Source organism: Lutimonas halocynthiae, assembly GCF_030409835.1.
Taxonomy (GTDB): Bacteria; Bacteroidota; Bacteroidia; order Flavobacteriales; family Flavobacteriaceae; genus Lutimonas; species Lutimonas halocynthiae.
Genome location: NZ_JAUFQO010000002.1, coordinates 96476 through 115207, shown reverse-complemented (window position 1 = coordinate 115207; position 18732 = coordinate 96476). Strand labels below are relative to the sequence as shown.

17 protein-coding genes are annotated in these 18732 nt (G+C 35.8%); 2 read left to right on the top strand and 15 right to left on the bottom strand.

The genetic code is table 11. The features are described from left to right. Nucleotides 1–6: 6 nt before the first annotated feature. Both QWY87_RS03455 and QWY87_RS03450 read left to right on the top strand, forming a co-directional pair. Nucleotides 7–387 (top strand): hypothetical protein, encoded by a 381-nt coding sequence (locus QWY87_RS03455; protein ID WP_290288242.1) that lies wholly within the window; start codon nucleotides 7–9, stop codon nucleotides 385–387. Nucleotides 388–451: 64 nt separating this feature from the next. Beyond that, entirely contained in the window at nucleotides 452–1114 is a 663-nt protein-coding gene (locus QWY87_RS03450) for an HD domain-containing protein (protein WP_290288240.1), read from the top strand. On the opposite strand, the gene QWY87_RS03445 is transcribed toward QWY87_RS03450, so the two are convergent. From QWY87_RS03445 to leuS, 15 genes are all read right to left on the bottom strand, one after another. Continuing rightward, a complete protein-coding gene (locus QWY87_RS03445) occupies nucleotides 1115–1888 on the bottom strand; it encodes an enoyl-CoA hydratase/isomerase family protein (protein ID WP_290288237.1) in 774 nt (257 codons plus the stop codon). Between the two features lie 19 nt (nucleotides 1889–1907). After that, on the bottom strand, nucleotides 1908–3368 hold the full coding sequence (locus QWY87_RS03440; RefSeq protein ID WP_290288235.1) for a sensor histidine kinase: 1461 nt from the start codon (nucleotides 3366–3368) through the stop codon (nucleotides 1908–1910). Between the two features lie 53 nt (nucleotides 3369–3421). Further along, nucleotides 3422–5194, bottom strand: coding sequence for a sensor histidine kinase (phoR, locus tag QWY87_RS03435; protein WP_290288233.1), 1773 nt, complete (start codon nucleotides 5192–5194; stop codon nucleotides 3422–3424). A 111-nt stretch (nucleotides 5195–5305) separates the two neighbouring features. Beyond that, nucleotides 5306–6091: a tryptophan synthase subunit alpha gene (gene trpA, locus QWY87_RS03430; protein WP_290288231.1), complete on the bottom strand. Its 786-nt coding sequence runs from the start codon at nucleotides 6089–6091 to the stop codon at nucleotides 5306–5308. A gap of 16 nt (nucleotides 6092–6107) precedes the next feature. Next, complete coding sequence (gene trpB / locus QWY87_RS03425; RefSeq protein WP_290288228.1) at nucleotides 6108–7295, bottom strand: tryptophan synthase subunit beta; 1188 nt, start codon at nucleotides 7293–7295, stop codon at nucleotides 6108–6110. Then, a complete protein-coding gene (locus QWY87_RS03420; protein ID WP_290288225.1) occupies nucleotides 7296–7931 on the bottom strand; it encodes a phosphoribosylanthranilate isomerase in 636 nt (211 codons plus the stop codon). Then, nucleotides 7921–8709, bottom strand: coding sequence for an indole-3-glycerol phosphate synthase TrpC (gene trpC / locus QWY87_RS03415; protein WP_290288223.1), 789 nt, complete (start codon nucleotides 8707–8709; stop codon nucleotides 7921–7923). Before trpC ends, QWY87_RS03420 begins: the two co-directional genes overlap by 11 nt. A 12-nt stretch (nucleotides 8710–8721) precedes the next feature. Continuing rightward, nucleotides 8722–9714, bottom strand: coding sequence for an anthranilate phosphoribosyltransferase (gene trpD, locus QWY87_RS03410; protein ID WP_290288221.1), 993 nt, complete (start codon nucleotides 9712–9714; stop codon nucleotides 8722–8724). A gap of 24 nt (nucleotides 9715–9738) precedes the next feature. Continuing rightward, a complete protein-coding gene (locus tag QWY87_RS03405; RefSeq protein ID WP_290288217.1) occupies nucleotides 9739–10305 on the bottom strand; it encodes an anthranilate synthase component II in 567 nt (188 codons plus the stop codon). Nucleotides 10306–10308: 3 nt separating this feature from the next. Continuing rightward, on the bottom strand, nucleotides 10309–11706 hold the full coding sequence (locus QWY87_RS03400; protein WP_290288215.1) for an anthranilate synthase component I family protein: 1398 nt from the start codon (nucleotides 11704–11706) through the stop codon (nucleotides 10309–10311). A gap of 260 nt (nucleotides 11707–11966) precedes the next feature. Beyond that, nucleotides 11967–13055: an alanine dehydrogenase gene (ald, locus tag QWY87_RS03395; RefSeq protein WP_290288211.1), complete on the bottom strand. Its 1089-nt coding sequence runs from the start codon at nucleotides 13053–13055 to the stop codon at nucleotides 11967–11969. Between the two features lie 332 nt (nucleotides 13056–13387). Beyond that, nucleotides 13388–14476 carry a phage tail-like protein gene (locus QWY87_RS03390; protein WP_290288208.1) on the bottom strand — a complete coding sequence of 363 codons (1089 nt, stop codon included), beginning with the start codon at nucleotides 14474–14476 and terminating at the stop codon, nucleotides 13388–13390. Nucleotides 14477–14489: 13 nt separating this feature from the next. After that, on the bottom strand, nucleotides 14490–15443 hold the full coding sequence (locus QWY87_RS03385) for a T9SS type A sorting domain-containing protein (RefSeq protein WP_290288205.1): 954 nt from the start codon (nucleotides 15441–15443) through the stop codon (nucleotides 14490–14492). Nucleotides 15444–15507: 64 nt separating this feature from the next. Beyond that, nucleotides 15508–15777, bottom strand: a complete 270-nt coding sequence (locus QWY87_RS03380) for a SemiSWEET family sugar transporter (RefSeq protein WP_290288202.1) — start codon at nucleotides 15775–15777, stop codon at nucleotides 15508–15510. Beyond that, on the bottom strand, nucleotides 15777–18593 hold the full coding sequence (gene leuS / locus QWY87_RS03375; RefSeq protein WP_290288200.1) for a leucine--tRNA ligase: 2817 nt from the start codon (nucleotides 18591–18593) through the stop codon (nucleotides 15777–15779). The genes QWY87_RS03380 and leuS overlap by 1 nt, the downstream gene beginning before the upstream one ends. Between the last annotated feature and the right edge of the window lie 139 nt (nucleotides 18594–18732).

Here is an 18732-nt window from a genome sequence, read left to right as displayed (position 1 = left end):
TGAATTATGAAAATGTTTTTATTTACATTAATCTTTCTAGTCAATTATTGTGATGATTCTGTTGATATTATGACGCAAGAAGCTGAGAAAGTTGTAATTGACAACCTTAAAATTGAAATCAAGAATTTAGCAGATACTTCTGTTTGTTCTGATGAAAATAAATGCTTTTATGTTGGTATTGGATCAAAACCTTGTGGTGGGTTCTGGGAATATATAACCTATTCAGACTCCATTGATATAGTGAGCTTTCTAGCGAAAATTGAAACACTTAATGAGTTAGAAAAAACCTATAATGAAAAACACATGATACAGTCTGATTGCTATATGGCAATGCCCCCAAGCACTTTGGAATGCATAGATGGAAAATGTGTGGGAACTTTTCAGTAAGCAAATCGAAATAAAAATTCAACTAAAAACCTCTTTTAATTAAGAGGTTTTTTTATTTTGCAATATGGATAAAAAAGAGGTTGTCAAGTCTACTATTGATTTTGTAAAAAAAACGCTTAAAGGCGCAGAGGGCGGTCATGATTGGTTTCATATTGAACGTGTTTATAAAAATGCCAAGCTCATAGCCGAAGGTGAAGAAGTTGACTTATTTATTGTCGAATTAGGCTCGCTACTGCATGACATTGCCGATGCAAAATTTTATGAAGGTGATGAATCCATAGGGCCCAAAAAAGCAGCTGATTTTTTAAGGAGTATGGATGTGGATGAGACTGTTATCCTTCATATTGAGAACATAATTCGATATGTTTCATTTAAATCAAGTCTAGATACTGATAAAAACGGCACATTCAATTCCAACGAACTTAAAGTGATTCAGGATGCAGACAGATTAGATGCCATCGGTGCAATCGGTATCGCCAGGACTTTTAATTATGGTGGCTTCAAAAACAGAACGCTATACGATCCTGATATTGCTCCCTTAGTCAATCAAGATAAAGAGACTTATAAGAACAGTAAGGCTCCTACTATTAATCACTTTTACGAAAAACTATTGCTTTTAAAAGATAAAATGAATACTGAAACCGCTCTGAAAATTGCGGAAAAAAGGCATCTTTTTATGGAACAGTATTTAGATCAATTCTATAATGAATGGAACGGAAAAGCCTGATTAAAAATTAGGCTTTCTCTTTTCTAAAAACGCAGCGGTCCCTTCATTAAAATCGTCAGTTCCAAAACATTTACCAAAGGCGTCAATTTCGATTTCAAATCCATTTACAGAATCTTCAAAATTCGCATTCACTGCCTTAATCGCTGAAGCTATTGCTAAAGGGGAATTTCTTGCTATTTTATCACCCATCGCTTCACAGAATGAAATAAGTTCTTCTTGAGCCACAACGTGATTCACCAATCCATGTGAGAATGCATCATCAGCTCCTATCATCCCTCCTGTTGTAATCATCTCTAAAGCCTTGCCTTTACCCACTAATTGAGGAAGCCTTTGTGTACCACCATATCCAGGAATCAATCCTAAAGACACTTCGGGTAATCCCATTCTGGCATTGTCACTGGCAACTCTGATATGACAGGCCATAGCCAATTCTAAACCTCCTCCTAAAGCAAAACCATTAACTGCGGCAATTACTGGTGTAGATAATGTAGCAACATAATCAAAAAGTTTCTTCTGGCCTTTTCTTGCCAGTTCCTTCCCTTGTGATTTGTCAAAATCTGCAAATTCAGAAATATCAGCCCCTGCCACAAATGCCTTCTCACCGCTTCCTGTGATTATAATTACCCTTACCTGCTCTTCTAGATCCATCTCCTTAAATGCATCATGGAGTTCCTTAATTGTTGCTTTGTTCAAAGCATTTAGTTTTTTCGGACGATCTATGGTTATAAAACCCAAATGATCAGCATACTCTGTAACAATATTCTGGTAAGACATAAAATTAAATTTAGCGCGGTTATTCTTTAGGTAAAGATACTGAAAAAACGGTCTTCTCATTGACAGTTGACACAAAGGTAATACTGCCGTTATAGGCTTCAACTATATTTTTTACCATTGGCAGTCCTAGGCCCATTCCACTCGATTTTGTAGTGAATTTAGGTTCAAATATTCTTGAGGCATCTGCTTTTTCAATTCCCATACCATTATCTTCGACTTTAATCAAAACTTCTCTTCCTTTTTCAGTAATACCCACCTTGATATAAGGGTCCTCCGTATTTTGTAATGCATGAATCGCGTTAGTGACTAAATTGGTTACAATTCTTGTTAATTGAATTTTATCGATTTTAGTGATGATCTCTGATTTCTGAGGATGGTAGCTAATATAAGACTCATGAAAAATATCAAGTGACTTTTTCACTTCCTCAACAATATTTAATTTTACCTTATTGGTATTAGGCATTTGAGCAAAATTCGAAAATGCCGATGCAATTGAACTCATGATATCAATTTGCTGTATCATTGATTCACAAAATTCATGCATCTTCTCTTTTATGTCAGGATCTTTAGGGTCAAATTCATGATCTAAACTCTGCACAGTCAATCGCATAGGCGTCAGCGGGTTCTTTATTTCATGTGCAACCTGACGCGCCATTTCTCTCCAGGCATGTTTTCTTTCACTCTGAGCAAGTTTAACAGCTGAATCCTCGATCTGATCGATCATGCTATTATATGAATCTACCAGGTTGATGATTTCCTGACTGGCATCATTAAGTACAATTTTCTCATTGGTCCTTTCAACAGTAGTTTGCCGCATTCTCCTACTTACATTCTCAAGAGATTTGGTGATATACTTTGAAAGGAAATAAGCCATCGTAATGGCAATAAAAAGTATCAACAAATAAACAACAGACAATCGCTCTAAAAACTCCCTTAATTCTTTGTCTTGAAAAGTGTTATCCTGTAAATAAGGGACTCCTATAATGCCAACAGCTGATCCATAGGTTCCTATTAAATAGGAATAAGATGACTTAAATTTCGCCCCGTCATTTGAAGATTTTCCCAAGACAAGTCGGTGGTCTGGATTAATAATCAGGTGTTGAATGATATTTTTTGACAAATTCGCATCAGTAGTATCTGTCTCATGATCAACAAAAGAACTTGCAAGTAGCTCGCCCTTTAAATCATATATATTGATATCAAGGTTGTGTATATCCGAAATTTCATTGAGCTTTTGATCAAGGATAATAGGCAATGAAACCGTTTCAAACTCATTGATTGTATCGCGCTCTAACTCATAAGTAATAGCAGATTTTATGGCTTCTTCCTTCCTTTCAAGTCGTCTGTTATGATATTCTTCAGCCTGTTCATTAAATTGATAAATCGTAACTGCAGCGATCAGGATAGAAGCGATAACAACAATGAATATCATTGCTATAAAGATGCGGGTTCGCAGCGAAAATTTATTAATTGTTGTCATGCCGTTTTTGGTAAAGATAGTAAATTCAAAAAAGCATTTAGAGGGCTAAAGTATTAAGATTTAGAAACTGTGAAAAGAAACTCAACACCTCCTTCTTTTAAATTACCTACAGTTATTTCCCCTCCGTGTAATTGAATGGCATTTTTAACGATTGACAGACCCAAACCCGTTCCCCCTTTTGGCCTTGACCTGTCTTCATCTACTCTGTAAAACCTTTCAAATATCCGTAGAAAATGATTTTTATCAATGCTATTCCCTGTATTTGAAAAAGAAAAATAATAAAAATTAGTATCCTCTAAATAATTGTTAAGGCTGATTTCTATGCCTTCGCCACCATATTTGATCGCATTGTCAAACAGATTATAAAAAACAGAAATGAGTAATGATTTGTTTGCCTTAACAAAAACAGGTTTCGCTAATCGTATATTCACTTTTATCCCCTTATCCTCTAAACTCAGATTTAGAGAATCCTTTACCTCATATATCAACTCATTCAAGCTTAGTAACTCAAATTTAAATCTGTCTCTAGCCTCTGACATCTTGTGAAGTATTGAAATATCTTGAATCAGATCAGAAAGTCTTTCTGATTGTGTATATGCATTTGCTATATATTTTGTCTGAACATTCTTGTCGATACTATTCTCTTTTAAGAGTTCTAAGTAACCTAATATAATCATGATAGGCGTTTTTAATTCATGCGCTATATTTGAAGTTATTTCCTCTTTAATTTTCTTTTGTCTCTCAAATTGAGTTATGTCCCTAATTACAATTTCAAAACTTCTATCAGCAAAAATAATGGCATGAATGTTAAATGCTCTTTTGTCCTTGTAAACAATCTCCTCCATATGGGGCAGTTCATGCTGCTTCATAACCCCCTCATTTCCTAAATGCTTTTCCAAAAACTTATTGATATTTTCAAATTCCTTTACGATAAAAATCTGCTCTTCAGAAATATTAGTTTCGTCTGAAATGATATTTAAATACTGTATAAAATGATTGTTCCTAAGAATCTTTTTTTTATCAGGTGTAAAAAATGCAATTCCTTCATTTAAGGCATGTAAATGTGAGAATAGCTTATTTTTTTCAATTTCAATCTTGCTTTTTGCCAGTGTAAGTTTGTCGTAAATATCGGCGATTTGCTTACTGATTTCTCCAAATTCTCCTTTTGGGAAATCTACTTTCTCTGTAACCTCTTCTCCATGACTTAATCGCGTTGCAAAATCCTTAAGCTTGAATAAAGCGCTTGATAGGTTCTTGGTAATTAAACTGATAAACAACCAGGTAACAAGGAATAAGGTGATCAGGTAAAACAAGAATAATTTCTCAACCACTAAAAAATTCTTTACCTCTAAATTATAATGGGCTGCAGTTCTTATGAACAGATCGGAATAATTTTTAGCATAATAATAATATTCAAATCCGGTGGTTGTAGATTCTCTTATGTTTGAACCTTGACCGTTTTTAATGGCTTTTTGAATTTCAGGTCGATGCAAATGGTTTTCCATTTTTATGACCTGCTTCACTTCTGAGTCATAAAGTACTTTACCTAATTTGTCAAGAACGGTAACCCTTATATTGTCATCAGGAATATAAAGATAGAGGGAATCCAAAGAACTGAGATCCTTTTCTTTGTCAAGCCCTTTCCTTTCAATATAGTTATACGTTAATTCTGCTATATTATTTAGGCTGATTTCAATTTGATCACGCTTAAAATCCTTCTCTCGTTTATATTGAAATAATAATACGAGAATCGTAAAAACAATAAATATGGATGACAAATAAATGAATATCTTCTTGCGATATTCCAATTTTCCTAATAAAACCAAACTCCCAATATTTTCAATAAAGCATTGGCGAAATTAGTAGCATTTATCCTTTGTAAAAAACGATTTAGATTAAAGAAAAATTAAATATGTATTATCTAAATGTTAACGTTGTTAACTTTGGATATTTTCTATGAATTCGGGAATTTGATCAATTGAATTCTGGTCCAAAAATTTTACAAAAGCAGACCCAATTATCGCTCCACTTGCATAATCTGTAGCTTGCACTAAAGTTTCATTATTTGAAATACCGAATCCAATGACTCTGGGCGTAGTAAGATTCAAATCATTGATGCGCTGAAAATAATTCAATTGCACCTCATCAAAGCTGTTTTTTGCTCCGGTAGTGCTGGCAGAACTGACCATATAGATAAAACCTTTAGATATTTTGTCAATATAGGCTATCCTTTCATTAGAAGTTTGTGGAGTAATCAAGAACACATTAAATATGCCGTATTTTTCAAATGTGGCCAAATATTCATTCTGAAAAACATCAACAGGAAGGTCAGGTATAATTAAGCCATCAATACCAATCTCTGAACACTTTTTACAAAATGCCTCGATCCCGTATTGAAGCATTGGATTAAAATAGCCCATAATCAATAAAGGAATGTTTACATCCTCTCGAATTCCTGCTAATTGATCAAAAAGCTTTTCGGTTGTCATCCCATTCTTTAAAGCCTGGGTACTGCTTTCCTGAATGGTTGGACCATCAGCCAATGGGTCTGAGAAGGGCAAACCAATCTCTATCATGTCAACACCAGAATTCTCTAATTGCTTAATTACCTTGCTGGTATCTTCCAAGTCTGGATAACCTGCAGTAAAATATATAGAAAGTAATTTTTTTGGTGTACTTCCACTTGGCTTATGCGCCTCTAAAGTCTGTTCAATTCTGTTCATTTCGTCATTTTAAATATTACAAATCGAAATATTTTATATAGGTATCAAGATCTTTATCTCCTCTACCTGAAAGATTCACGATAACTATATCTTCTTTTTTAAAGTCAATTTTGGCCAAAGCGGCTAAAGCATGGGAGGTTTCAATCGCAGGAATAATTCCTTCCAATTTACACAACTCTAATCCCGCCTGCATGGCTTCATCATCGGTCGCATCGAGAAACTCAGCCCTTCCTGAAGTGAATAAATGCGCATGCTGAGGGCCAACACCTGGGTAATCTAAGCCTGCTGAAATCGAGTAGGGCTCAATGATTTGACCATCTTTTGTTTGCATTAACAAGGTCTTACTTCCATGAATAATTCCCTCTTTACCCAAAACACTGGTCGCGGCTGATTCGCCTGAATCAATTCCTTTACCTGAAGCTTCAACAGCAATTAATTTTACTTCTTCCTGATCAAGATAGTGATAGAATGCTCCTGCGGCATTACTACCACCACCCACACAGGCAACAATATAATCAGGGGAATCCGTATTTTCTTTTTCCTTTAACTGCCATTTCATTTCTTCTGAAATCACAGATTGAAATCTGGCTACCATATCGGGATAAGGGTGAAATCCCACCACTGATCCGATGATATAATGTATTTCAACCGGGTCGTTGATCCATGCTCTGATAGCCTCATTGGTAGCGTCTTTTAAGGTTTTACTCCCAGAAATAGCGGGCACAACAGTTGCTCCTAACATCTTCATTCTGGCAACATTCGGCGCTTGCCTCGCTATATCAATTTCTCCCATGTAAACCGTGCATTCCAGACCTGCTAGTGCACATACAGTTGCTGTAGCAACTCCATGTTGACCTGCCCCTGTTTCTGCAATAATTCTTTTCTTACCTAGTCTTTTAGCCAATAAAATCTGGCCTATGGTATTATTGATTTTATGGGCACCCGTATGGTTAAGGTCCTCTCTTTTTAAATAAATTTTCGCTCCATATTTTTCTGACAACCTTTTCGCCAAGTATAAGGGAGAAGGTCTTCCGACATAGTCCTTTAAAAGCGAATCGAACTCCTTCTTGAATGAAGGTTCGTTCATGATCTTCAAATAAGAGTTTTGTAAAATTTCCATATTCGGATGCAGCATTTCAGGAACAAATGATCCTCCAAAAGCTCCATAATAACCCTTTTCGTCTGCGTGATACGATTTTTTCATTTACTCTTCTTTTGCATTTAATTCAATAAACTTCTTTAACTCTAACACCTTTTTCATCCCTGGCTCAGTTTCAAACTTACTGTTTACGTCTAAGGCATAACAATATTTCGCCATTGGCGTTTTCAAAAACGCAGCAACTTGATCTAATTCATCCGGGCCTATTCCTCCACTTAAAAAAAATGGTTTATCAAGCTTATAGTCCTTAAGTAATTTCCAATCAAATAATGTTCCGTTACCTCCTCTTTCTTTACCCTTTGTATCGAACAAAAAATAATCACAGGCGGTCATGTAATCCTCCAATATCTTAAAGTCAAACTCTTTTGACATTGAAAAGGCTTTCATAATATCAAGGTCTGGTCGATTAGCTTCTCTTAGTTTAAGACAGTATGTGTTCGTTTCATCTCCATGTAATTGCACCATATCAAGACTATGTTCTTTTATCATTGCATTGATGAATGATTCCGATGCATTGACAAAAACACCTGCTTTTTTAATATCAGCTGCTATTTCCGGAATTTGACCTTCAAAATTCCTTTTTGATTTATCATAAAAAATAAAACCAAGATAATCCGGCTCAAGAACCGCGACGGATTTTATATTCTCCTCATATTTCATGCCACATACCTTAATCTTCATCTCCTAGAGAATTTATAAACTGTACTGCAGCAGCTCCGGGTTCTTCTGTCTTCATAAAATTTTCACCAATTAGAAAACCTTTATAGCCATATTCTTTTAAGCTGTGAATAGCTTCAATATTACTGATTCCGCTTTCGGATATTTTCACCTTGTCTTTTGCTATCATTGGTGCTAGCTGTTTACTTATATCCAGACTAACTTCGAAGGTTTTCAAATTTCTATTATTCACTCCCAGCATGTCTATATGATCAAGATTCGATGCTTTTAACTCGTCTTCATTATGAACTTCAAGCAATACTTCCAATCCGAGTTTATGTGCCAAAACTGAAAAAGATGTCAACTCCTTTGGGTCAAGTATCGCAGCTATTAATAAAATTGCATCTGCCCCAAACGCCTTGGCCTCATATATTTGGTAAGAATCAATAATGAATTCTTTTCTGAGCAACGGAATACTAAGGTGCTGTCTAGCCTGAATAAGATCATCTAATGATCCGCCAAAATACTTAGTATCGGTAAGAACTGATATGGCAGAAGCTCCGGCTTTTTCATAGGCCTTAACAACTTCAATTACACTGTCTTTATGATTGATTACTTGTTTAGACGGGCTTCTTCTTTTAAATTCTGCTATAATTCCACTGCCTTCAAGTATACTTTTAGACATCGAAAAACACGTTCGCTCAAACAAAGGTGATTGCTTCAGAAATGATAGTGGCAACCCTTCTTTTTTTGCGGCAACTTCATGCTTCTTATCCTTAACTATTCTATCTAAAATATTCAACTTTCTATAATTTTAGTTACTGAATTCACGTAATTTTATAAAAGCATTTAATGCCTTTTTCCCAAGTAGTGATTCTCTTGCGAGTTCAAACCCCTCCTGATGACTTTTTTGATTAACTACTGAAATAGCCAACCCTGCGTTTGCACAAACCACATTGGTCTGTGCTTCGGTTCCTTCTCCTTGTAAAACTTTTAAGAATATGTCAGCACTTTCTTTTACTGATTTTCCGCCGTATATATCGCTTTGCTTAATTCTTTGAATTCCTAAATCAGATGGAAGTATCATTTTATCTTCCTGATTTGTGATCATTTTGGTTCTATCTGTCAGCGAAATTTCATCATAACCAGCTAGGTCGTGTAAAATGGCATAATTCTTATCTGTAGTTTGATATAAATACCCATACATCCGGGCCAATTCCAAATTAAATACACCCACCATCTGATTTTTTGGAAAGGACGGGTTTACCATAGGGCCAAGCATATTAAAAAAAGTCTTGACACCTAACTCTTTTCTAATCGGAGCGACATTCTTCATTGCTGGATGAAACAACGGTGCATGTAAAACACAGATACCTGCCTTATCAATTGATCGCTGTAAAAATGACTCATCATTAGAAAATGTAATTCCGAGGTGTTCTAAAACATTGGAAGACCCACAAGAGGATGATACCCCGTAATTACCGTGTTTTGCTACTTTAACTCCCGCTCCTGCTGTCACAAAAGAAGCCAGTGTTGAAATATTAAAAGTATCCTTGCCATCACCGCCTGTACCGCAAAGATCAACTGCATTAAAATCTGAAAGATCAATAGCCAGACACAGATCAAGTAAGGCTTCACGGAACCCATCCAGTTCTTCAACTGAAATACTTCTCATCATATATACCGTTAAAAAAGAAGCAATTTGGCTGGTATTATAAACACCTTTTGAAATATTAACCAACACTTTTTTCGCTTCCTCTTTGGAAATCGTTTCTTGATTGATCAGGCGATTTAGTATTTCTTTCATATTCACTATTATTTTTAAAAGCGATTAAGCTTCAACCCAATTCTTTAACATTTTTTTTCCCTCTGGTGTCAAGATAGACTCAGGGTGGTATTGAACAGCACGCACGTCATGTTCGATATGTCTTAGAGACATAATTTCTCCATTTTCATCTATTGAAGTACTGATAAGTACTTTTGGTAACTCCTTTGAAACCACCCAAGAATGATACCTGCCTACTTCCAATTCGGTTGGTATATCCTTGTATAAAACATCATCTTCATTAATCCGTTTAATTGAGGTGGAAACTCCGTGATAAACCTTGTTTAAATTTTCAATACTTCCTCCGTATACTTCTGCAATCGCCTGTTGACCTAAACATATTCCGAGTATGCTTTTACTACTACCATATTCCTTGATGATCGATTTTAGCAAACCGGCTTCATCCGGAATTCCAGGGCCTGGCGACAAAAGAATCTTATCAAATTTACCCGCTTCCTCCAAGGTCAATTTATCATTACGCTTGACGGTCACATCGCAGCCTAAGTCTTGTAAATAATGTACAAGGTTATAGGTGAATGAATCATAATTATCTATTACTAAAACGTGCTTCATTTCTTATATGTTTTCAGCAACTTCCATTGCTTTTTTTAAGGCGCCTAATTTATGATAAACTTCTTGCAGTTCATCTTCAGCAGATGATTTCGAAACGATTCCCGCTCCAGCCTGATAATGCAAACGATGATTTTTACTCAAAAAAGACCTGATAATTATGGCATGGTTAAAGTTTCCTTCAAAGTCCATGAAACCTATGGCACCTCCATAAAACGTCCGGTTCTGTTTTTCATACTTCTCTATTAACTGCATGGCTTTGTGCTTTGGAGCTCCTGATAAAGTACCTGCAGGGAATGTGTCAGCCACAACTTGAAATGTGATGGCATCCTTAAATTTTTTACCTATAACCTTCGAAACCAAATGAATCACATGAGAAAAAAATTGAATTTCCTTATACTTTTCAACCTTGACCTCTTCACCATTTCTGCTCAAATCATTTCTGGCAAGATCTACCAGCATCACATGTTCAGCATTCTCTTTTTCATCCTTAGAGAGTGACTTCGCTGCCTGTAAATCTTTCTCATCATCACCTGTCCTTTTAAAGGTCCCGGCTATTGGGTGTATCTCAGCTTTTCCATCGTTTACCACCAGTTGGGCTTCTGGTGAAGATCCAAATATTTTGAAATTTCCATAGTCAAAATAAAACAAATAAGGAGAAGGATTGACTGATCTCAGGGCTCTATATACGTTGAATTCATCTCCTTTAAATCCTTGAGAAAAGCGCCTTGAGAGCACCAATTGAAACACGTCTCCTCGAAAACAATGCTTTTTAGCTAATTCAACATGCTCTTTAAATTCATCATCGGATAAATTAGAAGCTTCATCATTGAGGTTTTGAAAAGTATAAGACGCGAAATTTCTGTTTCCTATCAATTGATGTATTTCCTCCGTATTATTTGAATTATCATTTGAATGACAAAATATATAGGCCTCATTCTTAAAATGATTAATAGCAATAATATTCTGATAAACAGCGTAATAAATATCTGGAATATCAAGATCTCCATCTTTCTTCTCTATCTCAATATCTTCAAAATACTTTACAGCGTCATACCCGATATAACCAAAAAGTCCATTATTAATAAATTTGAATTTTTGGTTTTCAGTTTCAAATTTCTGGCTAAAAGCATGGATCATTTTAGGAATCTCACTTGGGGTATCACAAAGACAATTTGAAGCACTTCCATCAGGAAAAGATTCAGTCACCTGGTTATCCTTTACAGTGATACTGGCAATTGGGTTACAACAGACATAAGAAAAACTATTTTCATTTCCATGATAATCTGAACTCTCCAACAGAATACTGTTTGGAAATTTATCCCTGATTTTAAGATAGATACTAACCGGTGTAATGGTGTCGGCTAGAATTTTCTTATAATGTGTGCTTAAATGATATTTCATTAAAAATAGTTTAAAAAAAAAGGCTTGTCGTGAAGACAAGCCTAATTGATATTTTTACATACAGATTATTACTTCACAAGTTTTTCGCTTTGTAAAGACCACCACCATGTATGAATTGTATTATTTCTCATTTTGAACTGACAAATTTATAAACTTTTTTTAAATATCAAAGTAAATATGTGTTATTTATAAAAATTGATTCACATCTCTACATTTATGCTAAATAAGTATTGCCGATGACTAATAAAAATTCATCATTTCTAAACAAGGTCAAATGTTTCAATTATTTCATCATATACCACAGTACCCTTGACAATATTTAGACCCTTATGTAGGCATTTGTTCTCTTCACATGCTCTTTCCCATCCCTTGTTAGCAATTTCAAGAACGAATGGCAAAGTTACATTCGTCAGTGCTTTTGTTGAAGTATAGGGAACAGCACCAGGCATATTCGCAACGCAGTAATGCACTATATCATCAATAATAAAAACCGGGTCTTCATGGGTAGTCGGTCTTGTAGTTTCTACGCAGCCTCCCTGATCAACAGCTACGTCAACAATTACTGTTCCGGCATGCATATCTTTTAACATATCCCTAGTTATTAATTTTGGTGCCTTTGCACCTTTTAACAAAACACCTCCGATAATCAAATCATGTGTTTTGATATGTTTCCTAATATTATATTCATTTGAAAATTCTGTAATAACATGGTTTGGCATCACATCGTTTATATGACGCAAGCGATCCATATTTACATCGAGTATGGTAACAATCGCTCCTAAACCTGCTGCCATTTTTGCTGCCTGGATACCAACAATACCTCCTCCTAAAACTAAAACTCTTCCGGGTGGAACTCCGGGAACTCCTCCTAACAAGACACCTTTTCCTTTTTCAGGTTTTTCTAAATATTTTGCTCCTTGCTGGACAGCCATTCTTCCGGCAACCTCTGACATCGGAGTTAGCAAAGGTAAATTACCATTGACATCCTCAACTGTTTCATATGCTATACATACCGACTTATTATTAATCATGGCATGTGTTAGTTTTTCTGATGAGGCAAAATGAAAATAAGTAAAAACGATCTGACCTTCTTTGATCAAGTCATACTCAAGTTCGATTGGTTCTTTTACCTTTACAATCATCTCTGCTTTTTCGTAAACTTCATAAATATCAGGTAAAATTACCGCACCTACATTTTGGTATTCTTCATCGTCATATCCACTGTTGGATCCAGCGTTTTTTTGCACATATACAATATGGTTATTACGGATTAATTCCATTGCACCAGCTGGTGTCAGCGCCACCCTACTCTCGTTATTCTTAATTTCTTTTGGAAGACCAATTTTCATAATTCATTTTTTTATCTCTAAATGTAGGTCAAAAGGGTTTTAATATAAAACATATTGATATAAATAATTTCAAGACTATATGATCTTAACTCTTTCCTGTGCAAAATTATCTTACTATGAATTTCTTCGGCATAATTCATTCATTTGTCAGGTAAATTCCATTTAAATTCAATAGGGAAATTCTGTTAGAAGCCGGCAGAGAAGTATTCATAAAAATTGATATCCCAACTTATTTGATAAAAAAAAGCTTGTCTTAAAGACAAGCTTGATTTATATTTTATTCACCCTGTCCATATCATGAACAGTATGCACTACTTAAAATACGCTGTTAATTATGGCACCAGCTGTATTTCCTTCCAGGAAGTACCATCATGGAAATACAATTTATTGTCTGTCCCTGCATAAAGGTCTCCGGCACCTCCATTGGTTGGTGGCGTTGCCTGCGGTTCTAGCCTCAATACACCACTAACGTGCACTTTTTGCTGTGGATCATTTGTTCCGACTCCTAAATTACCTTCGATATAAGATACCCCTGGATTATCAGCATATAATCCATAAGAAATTCCTGAAACATTGGCATATGGAGTTGACAGATATAAGCCATAAGCATTGCCTCCAACTGTTCCAGTCCCAGTTCCTCCAATAAATAATCCATAGGCATCGGTTGTAACAGATCCGTTATTTGTAGCAAACATTGACGCTAAAGACGTTGTGCCTAAAGTAGCTCCAGAAGCATTAACCACTCCTACATCCATACCACGTGCAGTATTCATAGTCCCAGCATTACTATATACTTCTGATATCATACCTGATCCATAATTGATCGTACCGTCATTATATATTTGAGGGTACATTCCAACCGCTGTAGTAAATGATGCTCCCGCATTTGAATTTCTAATTATCCCTTGGCTACCGATTCCATAAGCTGAGGTGCCTGTATTTGTATTATTGACTGTTGATACGACGCCATAGGAAAATGCAGAGTTCCCGGTTCCTTCAAAAATACCTTCAAATACTCCTGTTGAGAATTGTCCATCTTCATCCCTTTTATTTTCAACGTATAATTTGTGATAATCTACAAAACTAGATCTTCCAATTCCAACCCTACCTTCATAATAAGCAATGTCTGCAGCGGCTCCATCAATAAATTTTCCTACACCTGCTTTAGTCTCACCCCAGGCTCCTCCTATATAGGTCCACTGAGAATTTGTATCTGTATCAAATACCATTAAACCATTTGCCGGAGTAGCAATAGCTTCTCTTTGAACTGTTGTCATTCTCGGCATTAAAAATCCTTTATCTGTCGATGCTACCTCTAAAGCTGATGAAGCATCAGGGGAAGTCGTTCCTATTCCCACTTGAGCAGTTAACGAAGTTGAAAATAACAATACGAGTATTAAGTTTGAAATAAATTTATTCATGATATATTGAGTATTATTCGATTAATAGTTTTTTAACACCTTGTTTTCCTTCGTGTTCAAATTTGAGAAAATACAAGCCGCTTTTTAAATTAGATTTTGGAAGATTTCCTTCTCCCTGGGATAGGTCAACATTCTCATACGATTTTACCATTCTCCCATTGATATCATAGATTGAGACCTTAACGCCCAACATTTCATCAGATGCCATGAACCTAATTTCATTTTCATAGGATTTAACCGGATTTGATAATAAATTAATTCCAGTATTTTGAAAAAGATCATCCACGGATAAAACCACCTGGCGATCAATACCAAATGTAAACTGGCCATATCCGTCTAAGTTCACAGGAATATTTTGGTCACTGGTAACATCTCCATTCAACAAATCCCCAGTAACTGTATACGTATGGGAAGCACTTATCAGATCCCATACGCCACTATTTAATCCAACGATAGCGACAGAACTTAAGGCACCGCCATTATTATTTACCAAATTAGTGATATCACTATTTTCATTCCAGGGAAGCGTTACCACCGCATTACCTGACAACTCCCAATATTCAACAGTTCCCACGGCATCAACATCTGTTCCGTTACTTCCATTTGCAGGAGCTTCATTTACATATTTTGCTTGCGCATCTGCACTATGTTCCATCTCAACAGGTGCATACACACCCTTGTTGCCTGTCGGAAATAAAGTATTTCCGGTTCCATAAGCCTTAACCTGACCATCAATAAATTCTTGATCTGAACCCCAACTGCTGCCAGATTCTATAGAAAAAAGACCATTGTCATCAACCTGAACCACAGTATTACTCGTCGTAAACACCGTAGCATCTGAAAGGAAAAATTCTGCATTTGGACCCACATATAATTCTTGAGAATACAGCTCTACACTTGATAAAACCAGTATCAATACAATTACAGTGTTCCGGAAAAAAGTTAAATAACGTAATGTTGTCTTCATACACTTCAGTTTATGCCAAAATTATTAAAAATAAATTTATTTACCTTCCGGTTTCCCGTATTTATTATGATTTAGTATTGGAGTAGATAATTTTAGCTACAATTTGAATCAATACCAATAAGCCAGAAACAATATTTGCCATGATAATGGAAATACTATTCATTCTTACTCCATAATAAAGCCAAAACAGCATACCTATAAAAAGAACTAAATACATTAAAAGAGAAACCCCTTCAACAGCTTTTGTCTTTAAGCTTTTATACACCTGAGGCGCAAATCCAGCGGTTGTTAAAATAGCTGCCACAATGCCTATATATTCGATATTATTTTCCATTAACCAACAATATTGACAATTTTACCTGGTACAACAATTACTTTTTTAGGGCTTCTTCCTGCCAATTGTTTTATTGTTCTCTCATCATCCATAACAGCTTTTTCAACAGCAGCCTTATCCAGATCCAAGGAAAGTTCTTTTGTAAATCTCATTTTTCCATTAAATGAAATCGGATAAGTTTTAGTACTCTCAACTAAAAACTTTGGATTAAAAACAGGAAACTCTACAGTCGATATTGAACCGCTGTGACCTAGTCTCTCCCACAACTCTTCCGCAATATGCGGCGCATAGGGAGAAATAAGAACAACCAATGGTTCCAAAATACTTCGTTTAGAAGTTTTAAGCGCAGTTAATTCATTAACGGCAATCATAAATGAACTGACTGAAGTATTGAAAGAGAAATTGGCTATATCATCGTCTACCTTCTTTATGGTTTTATGCAGTATTTTCAATTCTTCCGGACTGGCAACTTCATCACTAACCACAAAATTTCCATCGACATAAAACAACTTCCAAAGTCTTTTTAGGAAGCCATGAACACCAGAAATTCCCGCAGTATTCCATGGCTTTGCCTGTTCCAAAGGACCTAAAAACATTTCGTACATTCTTAGAGTATCTGCCCCATAATCCTTGCAAATATCATCCGGATTGACAACATTGTATTTTGATTTAGACATTTTTTCAACCTCGCGACCAACGATATACTTACCCTCCTCTAAAATAAATGAAGCCTGTGCATAATCCTTGTTGAAGGCATGATTTTTAAACCCTTCGATATCCAGTTCATTTGATGAATTGACAAGAGATACATCAACGTGAATAGGTTGGACCTTTTCATTGCCAATCAATCCATGTGACACATAAGTGTTTTCTCCTTCCTTCCTATAAATAAAGGCTGAAGTTCCAAGGATCATTCCTTGGTTGATCAATTTTTTTGCATATTCGTCTACAGGCACTAATCCTTTGTCAAATAGAAATTTCTGCCAAAATCTTGAATAAAGCAAGTGCCCTGTAGCATGCTCACTACCCCCGATATATAAGTCTACATCTTTCCAATAATTCAGTGCATCCTTACCACAGAATTCATTTTCATTGGAAGCGTCCATATACCTGTTAAAATACCAGGAACTTCCGGCCCAGCCTGGCATTGTGTTTAATTCTAATGGGAAAACTGATTTTTCATCAATCAAATCATTCGATACAATAGTATTTGTTTTTGTATTCCAGGCCCAAACCGTTGCATTACCCAATGGCGGTTTTCCATCAGCTGTAGGTAGGTATTTCTCTACTTCGGGTAAGGTTATTGGTAAATGCTCCTTGTCTATCATTTTAGGTAATCCTTTCACATAATAAACCGGGAATGGCTCCCCCCAATATCGTTGTCTCGAAAAGACAGCATCTCTTAATCTATAATTAATTTTACCTAGTCCAATTCTTCTTTTTTCTAACTCTGAAATAACCATTTTAATGGCCTTACCCACTTTCATTCCTGAGATAAAATCAGAATTAGCAATCACCACATTCTTATCTTCACATGCTCCTTCAGAAAGGTCTTGCTGATCAAATATATTCGGAATTTCTAAATTGAAGTGTTTGGCAAAATCATAGTCTCTTTGATCTCCGCAAGGAACTGCCATAACTGCTCCGGTTCCATAACCGGCCAAGACATAATCTCCTATCCAAATAGGAATGTTCTTACCAGTAAAAGGATGTATTGCATAAGCTCCAGTAAATACTCCCGTAATTGATTTTACATCGGCCATTCTGTCTCTTTCACTTCTTTTCGAAGTGGCCAAAATATAGGCTTCAACCTTTTCTTTTTGTTCTGAAGTACAAATTTTAGCAACAAGTTCATGTTCTGGAGCCAGTGTCATAAATGACACGCCGAAAATGGTGTCAGGTCTTGTAGTAAATACTTGAAAAGACTCATTATGCCCATCAATTTGAAAACTAACCATTGCTCCTTCAGACCTTCCAATCCAATTTTTTTGAGAATCTTTTAAAGGTTGGGGCCAATCTATAGTATTCAAACCATCAAGCAAACGTTGCGCATAGGCCGTAATCCTCATTGACCACTGTTTCATCTTCTTTCTTACAACCGGAAATCCTCCGCGCTCAGAAACACCGTTAACAATCTCATCGTTTGCCAATACGGTTCCCAATTCAGGGCACCAGTTCACCTCCGTTTCAGAGAGATAGGTTAATCTGTACTTAGAAAGCAGCTCTTCTTTAGCTGCATCACCCATAGAATTCCATTCTTCAGCAGAAAATATGTCAATATCATCATCACAAGCCGCTTTAACCTCTGCATTTCCCTCCTTTTCAAAAATAGATTCTAAAACAGAAATATCTTTTGCTTTATGATCATCAAGACAATAATAAGATTCAAATAACTGTATAAAGATCCATTGGGTCCATTTATAATAAGACGGATCTGACGTTCTCACCTCCCTACTCCAATCAAAACTAAAACCAATTTGATCTAATTGCCTTCTGTATGTTTTAATATTTTCTTTCGTGGTCTTTGCAGGATGCTGCCCAGTTTGAATGGCATATTGTTCGGCTGGTAATCCAAAAGAATCATAACCCTGCGGGTGAAGAACATTAAACCCTTTATGTCTTTTAAATCTGGCGTAAATATCTGAGGCAATATATCCTAAAGGGTGTCCTACATGCAATCCCGCTCCACTCGGGTAGGGAAACATATCAAGAACATAGAACTTTTCTTTATCACTGGTATTTTCAGCTCTAAATGTTTGGTTATCGTTCCAATATTGCTGCCATTTGGCTTCTATCTCGTTAAAGTAATATTTCATTATTTATATTCTAAAATCAGTCTCTTTTACTATTCATAAAACTCAATTTATCACAATTGATTTTTAACTTTCAAACGCCTGAAAACAAAATCCTTAAGATCATATGACAAGGCGTTTTTTATCAATTATTTTCAGGTGG